Genomic DNA, 14784 nt, shown 5'->3' with positions numbered 1-14784 from the left:
CCTTTTTATTCAATACTTCTTTTTGTTGGCTCGCTTTCTTAAGGGACAACTTCAGCCTGTAGTCTTCAACTTGCCCTATTCCCACAAGAGTCTCGCCAAAATACGTCACATTTGTTCAAAACTTTTTGTCGCAGACTCTTTTTTACACTATCCAAACCACTTCGCTTTATTACATTTCACTTACTTTACTCGATATACCATTATATAAGTTTAATAAATTATTCAACATCACCTATTTTTGAATAAAATCAATAACCCCCCTTTACTATTTAGCTCAAAACTATATAGACGAATTTCTATATAGATGTTAATCTATTTATTGTTTAGGAGGTATACTTATGTCTTATAAAAGACTTTCAGCATTGCTTAAAGTTTTATCGGATTCAAGCAGATTAGAAATATTAGATTTACTTTCTTGTGGTGAATTATGTGCATGTGATTTGTTGGAACATTTTCAATTCTCACAACCTACACTAAGTCATCATATGAAGTCATTAGTAGATCACGAGTTAGTAAATACACGTAAAAATGGCAATAAACGTATGTACCAGCTTAATCATGCTATTTTAGATGATATCAATCAAAGTCTCAATATGATTAACACATCTAACCAACACTGCGTATGCAAAAATATGAAATCAGGTGAGTGTTAAACATGACTATTTTAGCAATTATAATTTTTCTTTTAACATTAACTTTTGTCATATGGCAACCTAAAGGATTAGATATTGGTATTACGGCTTTGGCTGGGGCTATCATAGCTATTATTACAGGTGTAGTTAGTTTTTCCGATGTAATAGAAGTAACTGGCATTGTTTGGAACGCCACATTAACATTTGTTGCTGTTATTCTTATTTCATTAATATTAGATGAAATTGGATTTTTTGAATGGTCTGCAATACATATGGTTAAAGCTTCAAAAGGTAATGGCTTAAAAATGTTTGTTTTCATCATGTTGTTAGGGTCCATAGTAGCAGCATTTTTCGCCAACGATGGCGCAGCTTTAATTTTAACACCTATCGTATTAGCAATGGTAAGAAATTTAGGATTTAATAAAAAAGTGATTTTCCCTTTTATTATCGCCAGTGGTTTTATTGCTGATACAACATCACTGCCCTTAATTGTAAGTAATTTAGTAAATATTGTTTCTGCTGATTACTTTGATATTGGTTTTATTGAATATTTTAGTCGTATGATAATCCCTAATATATTTTCTTTAATAGCTAGCATTCTCGTGTTGTGGCTTTATTTTAGAAAATCTATACCAAAAACATTCGATACTGAAAATCTTACAACGCCTAGAGATGCAATTAAAGATCCCAAATTATTCAAAATTTCATGGATTGTATTAGCCATATTGCTCGTTGGCTATCTTGTAAGTGAATTTATTCATATCCCTGTATCAATTATTGCTGGTATCATTGCTTTTATCTTTGTGCTCTTAGCTCGTAAATCTAAAGCAGTTCATACCAAGCAAGTGATTAAAGGCGCACCTTGGAACATTGTGCTATTTTCTATTGGTATGTATTTAGTAGTGTTTGGATTAAAAAACGTTGGTATCACCACAATTTTAGCAGATATATTATCCAACGTTTCAAGTTATGGATTATTTAGCAGTATCATGGGTATGGGCTTTATATCAGCCTTTTTATCATCAATTATGAACAATATGCCTACTGTATTAATAGATGCTATCGCTATTGGGCAATCTAATGTAATAGGATCGATGAAAGAAGGCATGATTTATGCAAATGTTATAGGGTCTGACTTAGGTCCTAAAATCACTCCTATCGGTTCTTTAGCAACGTTATTATGGCTACATGTTTTAACACAAAAAGGTGTAAAAATTTCATGGGGAACATATTTTAGAACAGGTATTATCATTACCATTCCAGTATTATTTGTAACATTGTTAGGTTTATACCTTACACTCATCATATTTTAAGAAAAGAGGTATTTATAATGGACAAACAAACAATTTATTTTATATGTACGGGAAACTCATGTCGTAGCCAAATGGCTGAGGGTTGGGGAAAGCATATATTAGGTGAAACGTGGCATGTCTATTCTGCTGGTATTGAAGCACATGGTGTCAACTCTAAAGCTGTAGAAGCTATGAAAGAAGTAGATATTGATATTTCAAATCATACATCAGATTTGATAGATAATGAGATCTTAGCGCAAGCAGATTTGGTCGTAACATTATGTAGTGATGCAGATAAGAATTGTCCAATATTACCGCCAAATGTCAAAAAAGAACATTGGGGTTTTGATGATCCAGCTGGTAAATCGTGGTCAGAATTCCAACGTGTTAGAGATGAGATTAAGTTAGCTATTGAAAATTTTAAAAAAAGATAAAACAATTAAATCACTAACATAGTAACTTTAACTACATGTAAACGTCAATTTCTATAGAAATTGACGTTTATTTTGTTGATTTGGAGTCTTATATGAAGATAGCGTGATACAAAAAATAATATTTCCTATTATATTTATACTAGAAAGGTTTTAATTGTTTTAATATATTGTTATAAAAATATTAACTTTATAAAACTTAAATTTTAATCTTGTAAATGTTATTCTCAAACACACTTTTATTTTGTAGGGTTGATATGTAAATACATATCGAGGAGTGACCCATTCTTGCAAAATTTTAAAAAAGTACTATCCACGAGTATAGCAATGTTTTCTTTAACTTTAATTGGAACGACATCTATAACATCAGCTAACGAAAATAACCACAATGTTCAAACACAACAACATGCCACACCATCAAACCAAAAGGATAATAACTCACATAATCCAAATAGAGCACAAAATCTAACGGGCGAGAAATATACAACGGTCGCGCATAGAGGTGCAAGTGGCTATGCGCCAGAACATACTTTTTATTCATATGATAAAAGCCATAATGCTATGGGTGCTTCTTATATCGAAATCGATCTTCAGATGACTAAAGATGGTCATCTAGTTGCAATGCATGATGAAACTGTAGATAGAACAACAAACGGTACTGGTAGAGTTGATTCATATACACTAAAGGAACTGAAACAATTAGATGCTGGAAGTAAATTTAATGCCGCAAATCCTCAGTATGCTAATTCAAATTATGTAGGTGCTAAAATCCCTACATTAGATGAAATATTAGAACGCTATGGTACAAATGCAAATTATTATATTGAAACTAAATCACCAGATGTTTACCCAGGGATGGAAGAAGCAGTATTAAAAACACTAAACAACCACAATATGCTTAATGAACAATCACTGAATCAAGGACATGTCTTATTACAATCATTTTCACCTGAAAGCTTAAGTAAATTGCATCAGTTAAATAGCAATGTCCCGTTAATCAGATTATTAGATAAAGGTGAATTACTCTCTTTAACCCAACAGGATTTTAATCAAATTCGTCAATACGCAATTGGTGTCGGCCCTGAATATACAGATTTAACAAAACAAAATGTTAAAAATCTTAAAAGGGCTGGTCTGCTCGTACATCCTTTCACCGTTAATAATGAAGCTGATATGCACCGCTTAAATCAATATGGGGTAGATGGTGTTTTCACAAATTACCCTGATTTATATAAACAAGTGATTCAAGATGATGAACAAAAAAATAAATAAAATAAAAATAAGAAGAAGTTCTTGCGTACAAGAACTTCTTCTTTTTCTACAAATTAAAATATTTAATTAAGCCCAACCACGATAACGTGCAGCTTCAGCAGTACGTTTAATACCCACAATATAGGCTGCTAAGCGCATATCAATTTTTCTATTTTGTGATAACTCATAAATTGTATCGAAGGCTGTGATAAGTTTTTCACGCAATTTTGTATTTACTTCTTCTTCTGTCCAATAATAACCTTGATTATTTTGTACCCATTCGAAGTAAGAAACTGTTACGCCGCCTGCACTTGCTAACACATCAGGTACAAGCAATTTACCACGTTCAGTTAAAATACGTGTGCCAGCTGGTGTTGTTGGGCCATTAGCCGCTTCAACAACTATATCAGCCTTAATTTCATTTGCATTGTCTTCAGTGATTTGATTAGCAATCGCTGCAGGTACAAGAATATCACAATCAAGTTCAAACAATTCTTTATTAGAAATTGTTTCCTCGAATAGATTTGTTACAGTACCAAAGCTATCTCTTCTATCTAAAAGATAGTCGATATCAAGACCATCTGGGTCATGTAATGCACCGTAAGCATCTGAAATACCAACAATTTTTGCTCCCATATCATATAGGAATTTAGATAAGAAACTACCCGCGTTACCAAATCCTTGAATAACGATACGTGCACCTTTCAATTCTAGACCTCTTCTTTTAGCAGCTTGTTCTATTGCAATTACTACACCTAGTGCTGTAGAGCGATCTCTGCCTTGTGATCCACCTAATACAATCGGTTTACCAGTAATAAACCCTGGTGAATTAAATTTATCTAATGAACTATACTCATCCATCATCCAAGCCATGATTTGTGAGTTAGTAAATACGTCTGGTGCTGGGATATCTTTTGTAGGTCCAACAAATTGAGATATCGCACGCACATAACCACGAGATAAACGTTCAACTTCATGTATACTCATTTGTCTAGGATCACAGATGATGCCACCTTTACCGCCACCATATGGCAAGTCGACGATACCACATTTTAATGTCATCCACATAGATAATGCTTTAACTTCCTCAACGTCAACGTCTGGATGGAAACGTACCCCACCTTTTGTTGGTCCAACAGCATCATTATGTTGAGCACGATAACCTTTAAATGTTTGAACAGTACCATCATCCATACGTACAGGAATGCGTACTTCAAGGAATCTTAATGGTTCCTTTACTAAATCATACATCCCATCATCAAATCCCAATTTATGCAATGCTTCTTTAATAATTTGTTGCGTAGAAGTAACTAAATTATTATTCTCAGTCATGATTCATTTCGCCTCTTTTTCGTTACTAATGATTTCGCTTTCACGATAATTGTAACATAAGATTTTGCTTTTTAAAGGGTTTTCAAAACTTAAGTTACAGAACATTTTTATTTAAAAACATTTCTTACTTTATCCAATGCAAAGTCTAATTCTTCTTTGGAAATAATAAGAGGTGGTGCAAATCTAATTACTGTATCATGTGTTTCTTTACATAATAAACCTTCTTCTTTTAACTTTTCACAATAAGGTCTAGCATTTTCATTTAGTTCTATACCAATAAATAATCCACGACCACGTACTTCTTTAATTGCTGGATGATTGATTTTTTCAAGTTCTGATTTAAAGTACTCACCTAATTCTAAAGAACGTCCTGCTAAATCTTCATCAACTAATACATCTAAGGCTGCAATTGATACAGCACACGCTAATGGATTACCACCAAACGTTGATCCGTGTGAACCAGGCGTAAATACGCCCAATACTTCTTCATCAGCTAATACAACTGATATCGGGAATACACCACCGCCTAGAGCTTTACCTAAAATATATACGTCTGGTTTTACATCATCCCAATCAGTAGCAAATAATTTTCCTGAACGTCCAAGTCCTGCTTGAATTTCATCAGCAATAAATAATACATTATGTTCATCACATAATTCTCTAATTTCTTTTAAATAACCTTCTGGTGGGACATTGATTCCTGCTTCTCCTTGAATAGGTTCAATTAAAATAGCAGCTGTATTTTCATTGATTGCTTCTTTAACAGCATCTATGTTACCAAAATCGACTTTTCGGAACCCATCTAATAATGGACCATAGCCTCGTTGATATTCTGGTTCAGATGACAATGATACTGGCGCCATTGTTCGACCATGGAAGTTACCATTGAATGCAATAATTTCAGCTTGATCAGGTGCAATATCTTTCACATCATAAGCCCAACGTCGCGCAGCTTTCAATGCTGTTTCAACTGCTTCTGCACCTGTATTCATAGGTAAGGCTTTGTCTTTACCAGCTAACTTACATATTTTTTCATACCATGCTCCTAAGTTATCACTATGAAATGCACGTGATACTAAAGTCACTTTGTCAGCTTGATCTTTTAAAGCCTGAATAATTTTAGGATGTCTGTGACCCTGGTTCACTGCAGAATAAGCAGATAGCATATCCATATATTTATTTCCTTCAGGATCTTTAACCCATACACCTTCAGCTTCTGAAATTACAATTGGAAGCGGCACATAATTGTGCGCACCGTAATGATTTGTTAATTCAATGATTTCTTCAGATCTTGACATAATATCTCCCCTTTGTATGAATTATATAATAATTTATTGGCAATACTCATTCATAGCATAACGTATTTATTCACTTACGAAAACTATTTTCCGAAAATACTATAAAATCGTAGATACAGAACTCACATGGCAACTTTTAAATATTAAATTTAGAATATAGCTATCAAAATGTAAGCCTTTACATTAATATAATGACACATTCCCGACTGTTTACACAAGCCAATTTTAATAAATTTATTAATTCTTCTTGATTAAAATCACTATCACAAGATTTATGCTAATTTTAGTGTCTGAAATTTATAATATTTTATATAAAAATCGTTAAATATCTCCGACATATATGCTATATCTGCCTAAAAAACGTCAGCAGCAACAACCATTGACTGTTATAAATATAAAAGGTTACTTTAACGTTCATCAAAATTTTATACGAACAAAAAACGTCAATTTCTATATATATTCAATAGAAATTGACGTTGCTTCATTAGTAAAATGTTTATACTTACCTTCATTATGAAAATATAGTGGTGTTAAATACTATAAACATCTTCATATTCAAAGATTTTATTTATTGTCTGTTCTTGGTAATGGGTAAAAGCCTTTATTAAATTGTTCCCATAATTTTGGTGGCAGATGGTGTTTATCTGCTCTTTGTGGATCAAAGTGAGATAGAATTTCATCTTCTTTTCCATCTTTAATTTTACTTACAAAATTATGATCCAACAAGATTTCTCGTCCTAATGCGACGAGTTCTACACCTGTTGATTCAATTGCTTCAATAGCCTGTTCAGCCGTAAAGATAGATCCTATACCTATTAGTGGCATGCGTCCATTAATCCACTCTAAAATGAGTTTAATACGTTCTTGCCCTTTGTACTGGCCTTCACGTGTTTGAGAGTGAATATCCATTAATGAAACATGTAAGTAATCTAAAGGTTTTTCTATTAATAGCTCAATTAGTTCTTTTGTAATTTCCATGCTTATACCCGGAGATTCAGCTTCTTCAGGAGAAAATCTATATCCAACGATAAAATCTTTACTACCATATTTTTTAACAGTTTCAGTTACTTCGTCTACTACACTTGTAGCAAATTTATAACGGTCTTCTCCCCATTCATCATTACGACGATTATAATATGGAGATACAAATTGATGGATTAAATAATGGTTTGCACCGTGAATTTCAACACCATCAAAGCCAGCTTCAATGACTCTGCGAGTTGCTTCACCAAATGCTTTTATTGTTGATTCAATTTCATCATTAGTAATTTCACGTGCTTGATGGACTTCTTGCTCACCGAAACTTTTTAATGATATAGGGCTTGGTGCCGCAACATCACCATCAGGGGTTAAATTAGGTAAAGATTGTGCACCACCGTGATGTATTTGGACAACCGCTTTCGCACCATTTTTCTTCATAGCTTTTGCCAAACGTTTTAAGCCTTCTAAATTAGAATCATGCGCTACTGAAGGTTGTCCAGGAAAAGCTTTACCTAAATCTGTAACATTGCTTGCTGCTGAAATTGCTAAACCAACATCTTTAGAACGTTGTTCCATGTACACAACCTCTTCATTAGAAATCGTACCATCATCATTAGATGAAACATGCGTTAATGGGGCTAGTACAAATCGATTATCTAAAACAACTTGATTTGGTAATTTTAATTTTTCAAATAACGGTTGAAATTTTTTGTCCATTAAATTAAATCCTCCTAATATACAATATACTTAAGTGTCATTGCATAATCACTTTAAGCGATTTTAATTCTAACTTTCCTGATTTTAAATATAAAACTATATGCTCACGCATATAGTTTTATAGTGTTATCTTAACTTACAAATTTACCTTACAAATAAAAAACACTAACATCTTAAAATAAGATGTTAGTGTTTTTTAAAAGATGATTGTTCATCTTTTATCGCGTTTTTGGACTGTTTAATCCAAACCGGTAAGCGTTCTTTAATTGTTTGAAACCCATACTTTTCGGTTTCTTTAATTTCATCTAATACTGATTGCTTTTCTTTTTTACGTTCATAATTTTTAAAATAGTCGTTATCTTTTAAAGAAAGATTTAACTTTCCTTCTTTATCAATTGAAATGACTTTCGCTTTGACAATTTGTCCTTCCGATAAAAACTTTTTTAAATTATGGACGTAATCATCCATAATTTCAGAAATATGGATTAATCCTTCAGTATTGTCAGGGGTTTCTACAAAAGCGCCATACGGTTGAATACCAGTCACACGAACTTTGATATGTTGACCTACTTTATAGTGATTATTCAACGTGATAACCCCTTATTTCGTTTTACTTAACATGTTCATAATAGCATAAATCATTCAATGGTACTAATATTACCTAGAAAAATTTCACGATTTTTCAAAATTCAGTTATACAATACTTGCTTGAATTGGGATTGCATCTCATTATACAAAGGTATTTGAACAACTCCTAAGAATGTTACTTGATTCAATCCTTTCAAAATAAAAAATATCAAATGATTGGTCAGAAAGTGATTTTATTTAATGTGTTTGCATCGCCATGTTCTGACAAAGATAACTAAAAAATATCAATATAATAGTAAGAGGCTGGAACAATTAATTTGTCCCAGCCTCTTAGACTTCTCTATATTTTTAATATAATCGATTAATGTTTCATTAAAATTCAAAACGATAAAAGATCGTTTTACTTACTACCGTTCAAACTACGTTTTATATTATTTTTCAATAATGTCTATCGAATCAATCGTGATATCATGTAAAGGTTTATCTTGCGGTCCTACCTTTGTTGCAGCAATATCTTCTAACGTAGATTCACCTTCTAATAATTGACCAAAAACAGTATGTTTTTGATCTAACCAAGGTGTACCACCCTTTTCACCATAAGCTTTGACAATTGGTTCCGGCCAACCACCATCTGCAAGTTGGCTAAGCATAGATTCTGGTACTTCCTTCATTTGAACAATAAAGAATTGTGAACCGTTAGTATTCGGACCAGAATTTGCCATTGATAAAGCACCGTATAGATTGAATGCTTCAAGTGAAAATTCATCTTCAAACGGACCTCCATAAATACTTTCACCACCCATACCAGTTGCAGTTGGGTCGCCTCCTTGTACCATGAAGTCATTGATGACACGATGGAAAGAAATACCATCATAGTAGCCATTTTTCGCATGTGTAACAAAGTTCTCTACTGTTTTAGGTGCAATATCAGGTAATAATTTGAAAGCCATATCACCCTTATTCGTATGCATAACCATTTTTATTTCATTTTCGTTTACTTCTGAATTTAGCTGAGGATAGTTCGACATTTTTATTCTCCATTTCATGTTAAGATGATATATGTATTCTAACATAAAATGAGGGGTGTATTGAATTATGTTATATCGTTTTGCACATAAAACTGGAAGTTATGGTGTATCTGTTATAGAAGAGGATGACAATCAAGTACTTGTTCAAATTGAACAGGTCATTAAACATCCAAAGCAAGGTGACTTGCACCATCCAAATGAAACGAAGAATGTATTTTTTCACGAGCGCAAAGCTTTAAGTCAATTTGAAAAACGTTATACGTCAAAATCCAAACTTAGACCATTTAATGTAGAAGAACTGGATTATATACAATCTTTACAAATTGCAATTACAAATTTAGAGAATAAATTAAAAGAAGAAAATACTGAATATGCTAATTGCTCACTTGCTAATTTAGCACAATTAAAAAAAGATTATTCAATTCAATATAAACAAAATTTTGAATAAAAATACCGTGTTTCTTCTTATTTAAAACAAACTTTAAATTAAAGCTCCACAAGGGTTAACGTGGTTTTTCAGAATAGTCTTATTCATGTATAATGACCTTATACTATTTTAAAAAGGAGGATAAAATAATGAGTTTGATACATATAGCGGTATTATTACCGTTAATATTTGCACTCATTATTCCAATTGTATATCGCATACATAAGCGTATACATTTAGGATGGTTTGTGTTACCTATCCCCGTCGTCTTATTTATATATTTTCTATCAATCATTTCGACAACAATGTCAGGCAAAAGCGTAGTACATAAAGTAAATTGGATGCCTCATTTTGGCATGAATTTCGATTTATACGTTGATGGCTTAGGCTTATTATTCAGTTTACTAATAACTGGTATCGGAAGCTTGGTTGTATTATATTCCATTAGTTATTTAAGTCGACAAGAGCAATTAGGTCATTTTTATTGTTACCTTTTGCTTTTTATGGGTGCCATGTTAGGGGTCGTATTATCAGATAATATCATTATCTTATATCTGTTTTGGGAGTTAACTTCCTTTTCAAGTTTTCTACTCATTTCATTTTGGAGAACAAAACAAGCATCTATTTATGGTGCACAAAAATCAATGCTCATAACTGTGTTGGGTGGTCTTTCTCTGCTAGGTGGACTTATTTTACTATCACTTGCAGGTAATTCTACTAGTATTCAAACGCTCATTAATCATGCGTCTGAAATCCAAACAAGCCCTTACTTTATATTGTCTATGATCTTTGTAATCATAGGAGCGATGACTAAATCAGCTCAGTTTCCATTCTATGTTTGGTTACCAGATGCAATGGAAGCGCCAACGCCAGTTAGTGCTTACTTGCATTCAGCAACAATGGTTAAAGCTGGTCTTTATTTAGTTGCACGTATGACACCAATATTCGCGCTTTCACAAGGTTGGATTTGGACGATTACTGCAGTGGGGCTAATCACTCTGTTTTGGGCATCGTTAAATGCAACAAAGCAACAAGACTTAAAAGGTATCTTAGCTTTTTCAACTGTCTCACAACTTGGCATGATTATGTCAATGTTAGGTATCGGAGCAGTTAGTTATCATTTCGAAGGCTCAGACAGTCAAATTTACGTTGCTGCCTTTACCGCAGCTGTGTTTCACCTTATAAATCATGCTACTTTTAAAGGTGCATTATTTATGGTAACTGGTGCGATTGATCACAGTACGGGAACACGTGATGTCAATAAATTGGGTGGCTTAGTAACCATCATGCCAATTTCTTTTACCATTACGTTAATTACATCATTGAGTATGGCAGGTATTCCTCCATTTAATGGTTTCTTATCAAAAGAGAAATTTCTTGAAAGTATGATTGAAGTTACGCACGCTAATATCTTCAGTTTAAATAGTATTGGTATACTCATACCAATCGTGGCAATTTTAGGTAGCGTATTCACTTTTGTCTATGCTGTTAGGTTTATTGGTCAAGTATTCTTAGGTAGCTATAAACCAAATAATTTACCAAAATCAGCTCATGAAGTTTCAAAATTAATGCTAATTTCTCCAGGTATATTAGCAATACTCGTCATTGTTTTTGGGTTCTTCCCTTCAATATTGACTGGGACAATCATTGAACCAGCAGTAAACGCAATCAGTCATAATACTAACGCAACAGCTGAGTTTCATATGTTCCATGGATTTACACCAGCCTTTTTCTCAACATTAGGCATTTACATCGCTGGAATTTTGTTAATACTTAGCTTTGGTTATTGGATTAGCTTATTAAAAGCACAACCTACAAAACTAACAATCAATTATTGGTATGATAAATTTGGAACGGTATTCCCAGGCTATTCAAGTCAATTTACTAACACTTACGTTACTGGGTTTACTCGTAATAACTTATTAATCATCTTCGCGTCTTTAATCGTAATCACACTTGTGACATTATTAGTAACACCATTCAGTGTTAACTTCAAAGATGTTAGTGAAATCAGACCATTTGAATTGATCATCGTAGTCATTATCATTACAGCAGCATCTATGATTATATTTGCACGCTCTCGCCTATTCAGTATCATCATGGCAAGTGCAGTAGGATATGCAGTAGCGATCTTCTTTATTTTCTTTGGTGCACCAGACTTAGCATTGACGCAATTTGTTGTAGAATCTATTTCTACTGCATTGTTCTTATTATGTTTCTATCATTTGCCAAATTTAAATCGACACAACGAATCAACTTCATATAAATGGCTGAACATTATTATTGCCATCGGTGCTGGTACCGTTGTAACAGTATTAGGTTTAATCACTTACGGTAATAGACACTTTGGCTCAATTGGAGAATTTTATAAAGCGCATGTATATGATTTAGCACATGGTACAAACATGGTCAACGTTATTCTAGTTGATTTCCGTGGTACCGATACTTTATTCGAATCCTCTGTACTAGGTATTGCAGGTTTAGGTGTTTACACAATGATTAAACTTCGTTATAAAAACAAACCAAATGATGAAGGAGGAACTCACATTGAAAAGACAGAAAAATAATTTAATTTTCCAATACTCAGCTATCGTGATTTTCTTCTTAATCGTTATGTTTGGTTTACACCTATTTTTAACAGGACATTATACACCTGGTGGCGGTTTCGTCGGTGGCCTACTACTATCAAGTTCACTTGTGATTGTAGCAGTGGCTTACGATATTAAGACTATGCGTAAAATATACCCATGGGACTTCAAGAAACTCATTGGTATCGGGTTATTCTTTTGTTTAGCTACACCTATGGCGAGTTGGCTATACAATAAAAACTTCTTTACGCATACGCCATTTGAGATTCCATTAGGTATTTTAAAACCTATAGAAATGCACACTGCCACATTTTTCGATTTAGGTGTTTTATGTGCGGTTGTTGGCACAATAATGACTATAATATTAGCGATTGGAGAGAATGAGTAATGGAAATAGTGATGATTTTTGTTTGTGGTATTCTCACTGCAATGAGCGTCTATCTCATTCTTTCTAAAAGTTTGATACGCATCATTATTGGGACTACATTACAAACACATACAGCTAATTTATTCTTAATAACTATGGGTGGTCTTAAGAAAGGTGAAGTCCCTATTTATGAAAAAGGGTTCACTTCATATGTGGATCCAATTCCACAAGCACTCATATTAACAGCAATAGTAATTTCATTTTCTGTAACAGCCTTTTTCTTAGTATTGGCTTTTAGAAGTTATAAAGAACTAGGTACAGACAACGTAGAAAGTATGAAAGGGGTGCTAGATAATGATAGAGAGTAATCTTATTATTTCATTACTCGTCATACCAATGTTAACAATTATTGCATTAATTTTTATTGGTAAACGCCCTAAAATTAAACGCTACGTTGCATTAACAGGTACTGCAATTACATTAATTTTTGCTTTTATAAATTTAAAAAATATTCTCAGAGATGGACCTATAAAACTCGAACTTGGTTCATGGGATGCACCATATAGTATTGTTTTTGTTACAGATATTTTTAGTATTTTACTTGTGATTACAAGTTTAATTGTAACGATGTTGATTATTTTATATTCATATCAATCTGTAGGTATCGAGCGTGAAACATATTACTATTATTTTGCCATAATGTTTATGCTCACTGGTGTTATAGGGTCATTTATAACTGGTGATATTTTCAACCTTTTCGTATTCTTTGAAGTATTTTTAATGGCATCTTATATTTTATTAGTTATTGGTGGCACACAAGTTCAATTGAGTGAAACGATAAAATATGTACTTGTGAATGTGACATCTTCTGCTTTCTTTGTTATAGCCGTCGCAATGCTTTATTCTGTTGTAGGCACATTGAATTTAGCAGATATTAGTGAAAAATTAAGTCAACTGTCAACACAAGATAAAGGAATTATCAGTATTATATTTATTATGTTTATCTTTGTCTTTGCTACAAAAGCTGGTGTGTTCCCAATGTATATCTGGCTACCAGGCGCTTATTATGCGCCACCTATAGCAATTATTGCCTTCTTTGGTGCATTGTTAACAAAAGTTGGCGTTTACGCAATAGCTAGAACAGCAAGCTTATTCTTTGGTGATTCTTCTAACTTTTCACTGTACACCATTTTATTCTTAGCCTTACTTACAATTATTTTTGGTTGTGTAGGCGCAGTTAGCTACTTTGATACTAAAAAAATCATAATTTATAATATTATGATTGCTGTTGGTGTCATTTTAGTAGGTGTAGCAATGATGAATCAGGCCGGTATGATGGGAGCAATTTATTATACATTACATGACATGTTGATTAAAGCAGCACTATTTTTCTTAATTGGTGTCATGTATAAAATCACCAAGACACACGATTTACGTAAGTATGGTGGTTTAATCAAACATTACCCTGTATTAGGCTGGTCTTTCTTTATCGCTGCTTTGAGTTTAGCCGGTATACCACCGTTAAGCGGTTTTTATGGAAAATATTACATTGTTCAAGCTACTTTCGAAAAAGGATTTTATTTAAGTGGTATGATTGTTTTATTATCTAGTTTAGTTGTACTTTACTCAGTTATTCGTATTTTCTTAAAAGGTTTCTTCGGAGAATCTGAAGGTTATGAAGTCAACCCTAAACTGCAATACAAAGGTATTTTAACAGTAGCTGTTATTGCAGTTGCTATATCAGTAATATTTGGCCTATCCGCTGACTTTTTACAACCAATCATAAAAGATGCTGCCGAAACATTCTATAATCCTAGTGTTTATATAGACAGCGTATTGGGGGGCAAATAAT

The 14784-nt window shown here is 33.0% G+C and carries 14 protein-coding genes; 9 read left to right on the top strand and 5 right to left on the bottom strand.

What is annotated here, in order from left to right:
- The first annotated feature begins 338 nt into the window (after positions 1–338).
- The 4 genes from KA873_RS03705 (at position 339) to KA873_RS03690 (ending at position 3627) form a co-directional block, all read left to right on the top strand.
- Positions 339–653, top strand: a complete 315-nt coding sequence (locus tag KA873_RS03705) for an ArsR/SmtB family transcription factor (protein ID WP_107384482.1) — start codon at positions 339–341, stop codon at positions 651–653.
- Between the two features lie 2 nt (positions 654–655).
- Positions 656–1945, top strand: coding sequence for an arsenite efflux transporter membrane subunit ArsB (arsB, locus tag KA873_RS03700; RefSeq protein ID WP_210140168.1), 1290 nt, complete (start codon positions 656–658; stop codon positions 1943–1945).
- A gap of 17 nt (positions 1946–1962) precedes the next feature.
- On the top strand, positions 1963–2358 hold the full coding sequence (gene arsC / locus KA873_RS03695; protein WP_210140167.1) for an arsenate reductase (thioredoxin): 396 nt from the start codon (positions 1963–1965) through the stop codon (positions 2356–2358).
- A gap of 285 nt (positions 2359–2643) precedes the next feature.
- Complete coding sequence (locus KA873_RS03690) at positions 2644–3627, top strand: glycerophosphodiester phosphodiesterase (RefSeq protein WP_210140166.1); 984 nt, start codon at positions 2644–2646, stop codon at positions 3625–3627.
- A 66-nt stretch (positions 3628–3693) separates the two neighbouring features.
- On the opposite strand, the gene KA873_RS03685 is transcribed toward KA873_RS03690, so the two are convergent.
- The 5 genes from KA873_RS03685 to KA873_RS03665 all read right to left on the bottom strand — a co-directional run bounded on the left by KA873_RS03685 (position 3694) and on the right by KA873_RS03665 (position 9550).
- Positions 3694–4938, bottom strand: a complete 1245-nt coding sequence (locus tag KA873_RS03685) for a Glu/Leu/Phe/Val family dehydrogenase (protein ID WP_107384486.1) — start codon at positions 4936–4938, stop codon at positions 3694–3696.
- Between the two features lie 107 nt (positions 4939–5045).
- Entirely contained in the window at positions 5046–6236 is a 1191-nt protein-coding gene (locus KA873_RS03680) for an ornithine--oxo-acid transaminase (RefSeq protein WP_107386656.1), read from the bottom strand.
- A 564-nt stretch (positions 6237–6800) separates the two neighbouring features.
- Positions 6801–7934, bottom strand: coding sequence for an NADH-dependent flavin oxidoreductase (locus KA873_RS03675; RefSeq protein ID WP_107505430.1), 1134 nt, complete (start codon positions 7932–7934; stop codon positions 6801–6803).
- Positions 7935–8120: 186 nt separating this feature from the next.
- The gene (gene ygs, locus KA873_RS03670; RefSeq protein WP_046208025.1) at positions 8121–8522 is read right to left on the bottom strand and encodes a S1 domain-containing post-transcriptional regulator Ygs; all 402 of its coding nucleotides are present in this window, start codon (positions 8520–8522) and stop codon (positions 8121–8123) included.
- Between the two features lie 431 nt (positions 8523–8953).
- The gene (locus KA873_RS03665; RefSeq protein WP_107505098.1) at positions 8954–9550 is read right to left on the bottom strand and encodes a peptidylprolyl isomerase; all 597 of its coding nucleotides are present in this window, start codon (positions 9548–9550) and stop codon (positions 8954–8956) included.
- 67 nt (positions 9551–9617) lie between these two features.
- Between KA873_RS03665 and kapB the strand changes: the two genes are divergently transcribed.
- The 5 genes from kapB to KA873_RS03640 all read left to right on the top strand — a co-directional run bounded on the left by kapB (position 9618) and on the right by KA873_RS03640 (position 14783).
- Positions 9618–9998 (top strand): sporulation phosphorelay system protein KapB, encoded by a 381-nt coding sequence (gene kapB / locus KA873_RS03660; RefSeq protein ID WP_107386489.1) that lies wholly within the window; start codon positions 9618–9620, stop codon positions 9996–9998.
- A gap of 128 nt (positions 9999–10126) precedes the next feature.
- Positions 10127–12544 (top strand): Na+/H+ antiporter subunit A, encoded by a 2418-nt coding sequence (locus KA873_RS03655; protein WP_107505099.1) that lies wholly within the window; start codon positions 10127–10129, stop codon positions 12542–12544.
- The gene (locus tag KA873_RS03650; RefSeq protein ID WP_080760407.1) at positions 12525–12953 is read left to right on the top strand and encodes a Na(+)/H(+) antiporter subunit B; all 429 of its coding nucleotides are present in this window, start codon (positions 12525–12527) and stop codon (positions 12951–12953) included. Before KA873_RS03655 ends, KA873_RS03650 begins: the two co-directional genes overlap by 20 nt.
- Positions 12953–13300: a Na+/H+ antiporter Mnh1 subunit C gene (mnhC1, locus tag KA873_RS03645; RefSeq protein ID WP_040030166.1), complete on the top strand. Its 348-nt coding sequence runs from the start codon at positions 12953–12955 to the stop codon at positions 13298–13300. Before KA873_RS03650 ends, mnhC1 begins: the two co-directional genes overlap by 1 nt.
- Positions 13287–14783: a Na+/H+ antiporter subunit D gene (locus KA873_RS03640; RefSeq protein WP_107386491.1), complete on the top strand. Its 1497-nt coding sequence runs from the start codon at positions 13287–13289 to the stop codon at positions 14781–14783. The genes mnhC1 and KA873_RS03640 overlap by 14 nt, the downstream gene beginning before the upstream one ends.
- Position 14784: the final 1 nt, after the last annotated feature.

This window comes from Staphylococcus sp. GDY8P45P (assembly GCF_017892745.1).
In the GTDB taxonomy this organism is placed as follows: Bacteria; Bacillota; Bacilli; order Staphylococcales; family Staphylococcaceae; genus Staphylococcus; species Staphylococcus cohnii.
This window is presented reverse-complemented; position numbering and strand designations above follow the sequence as displayed.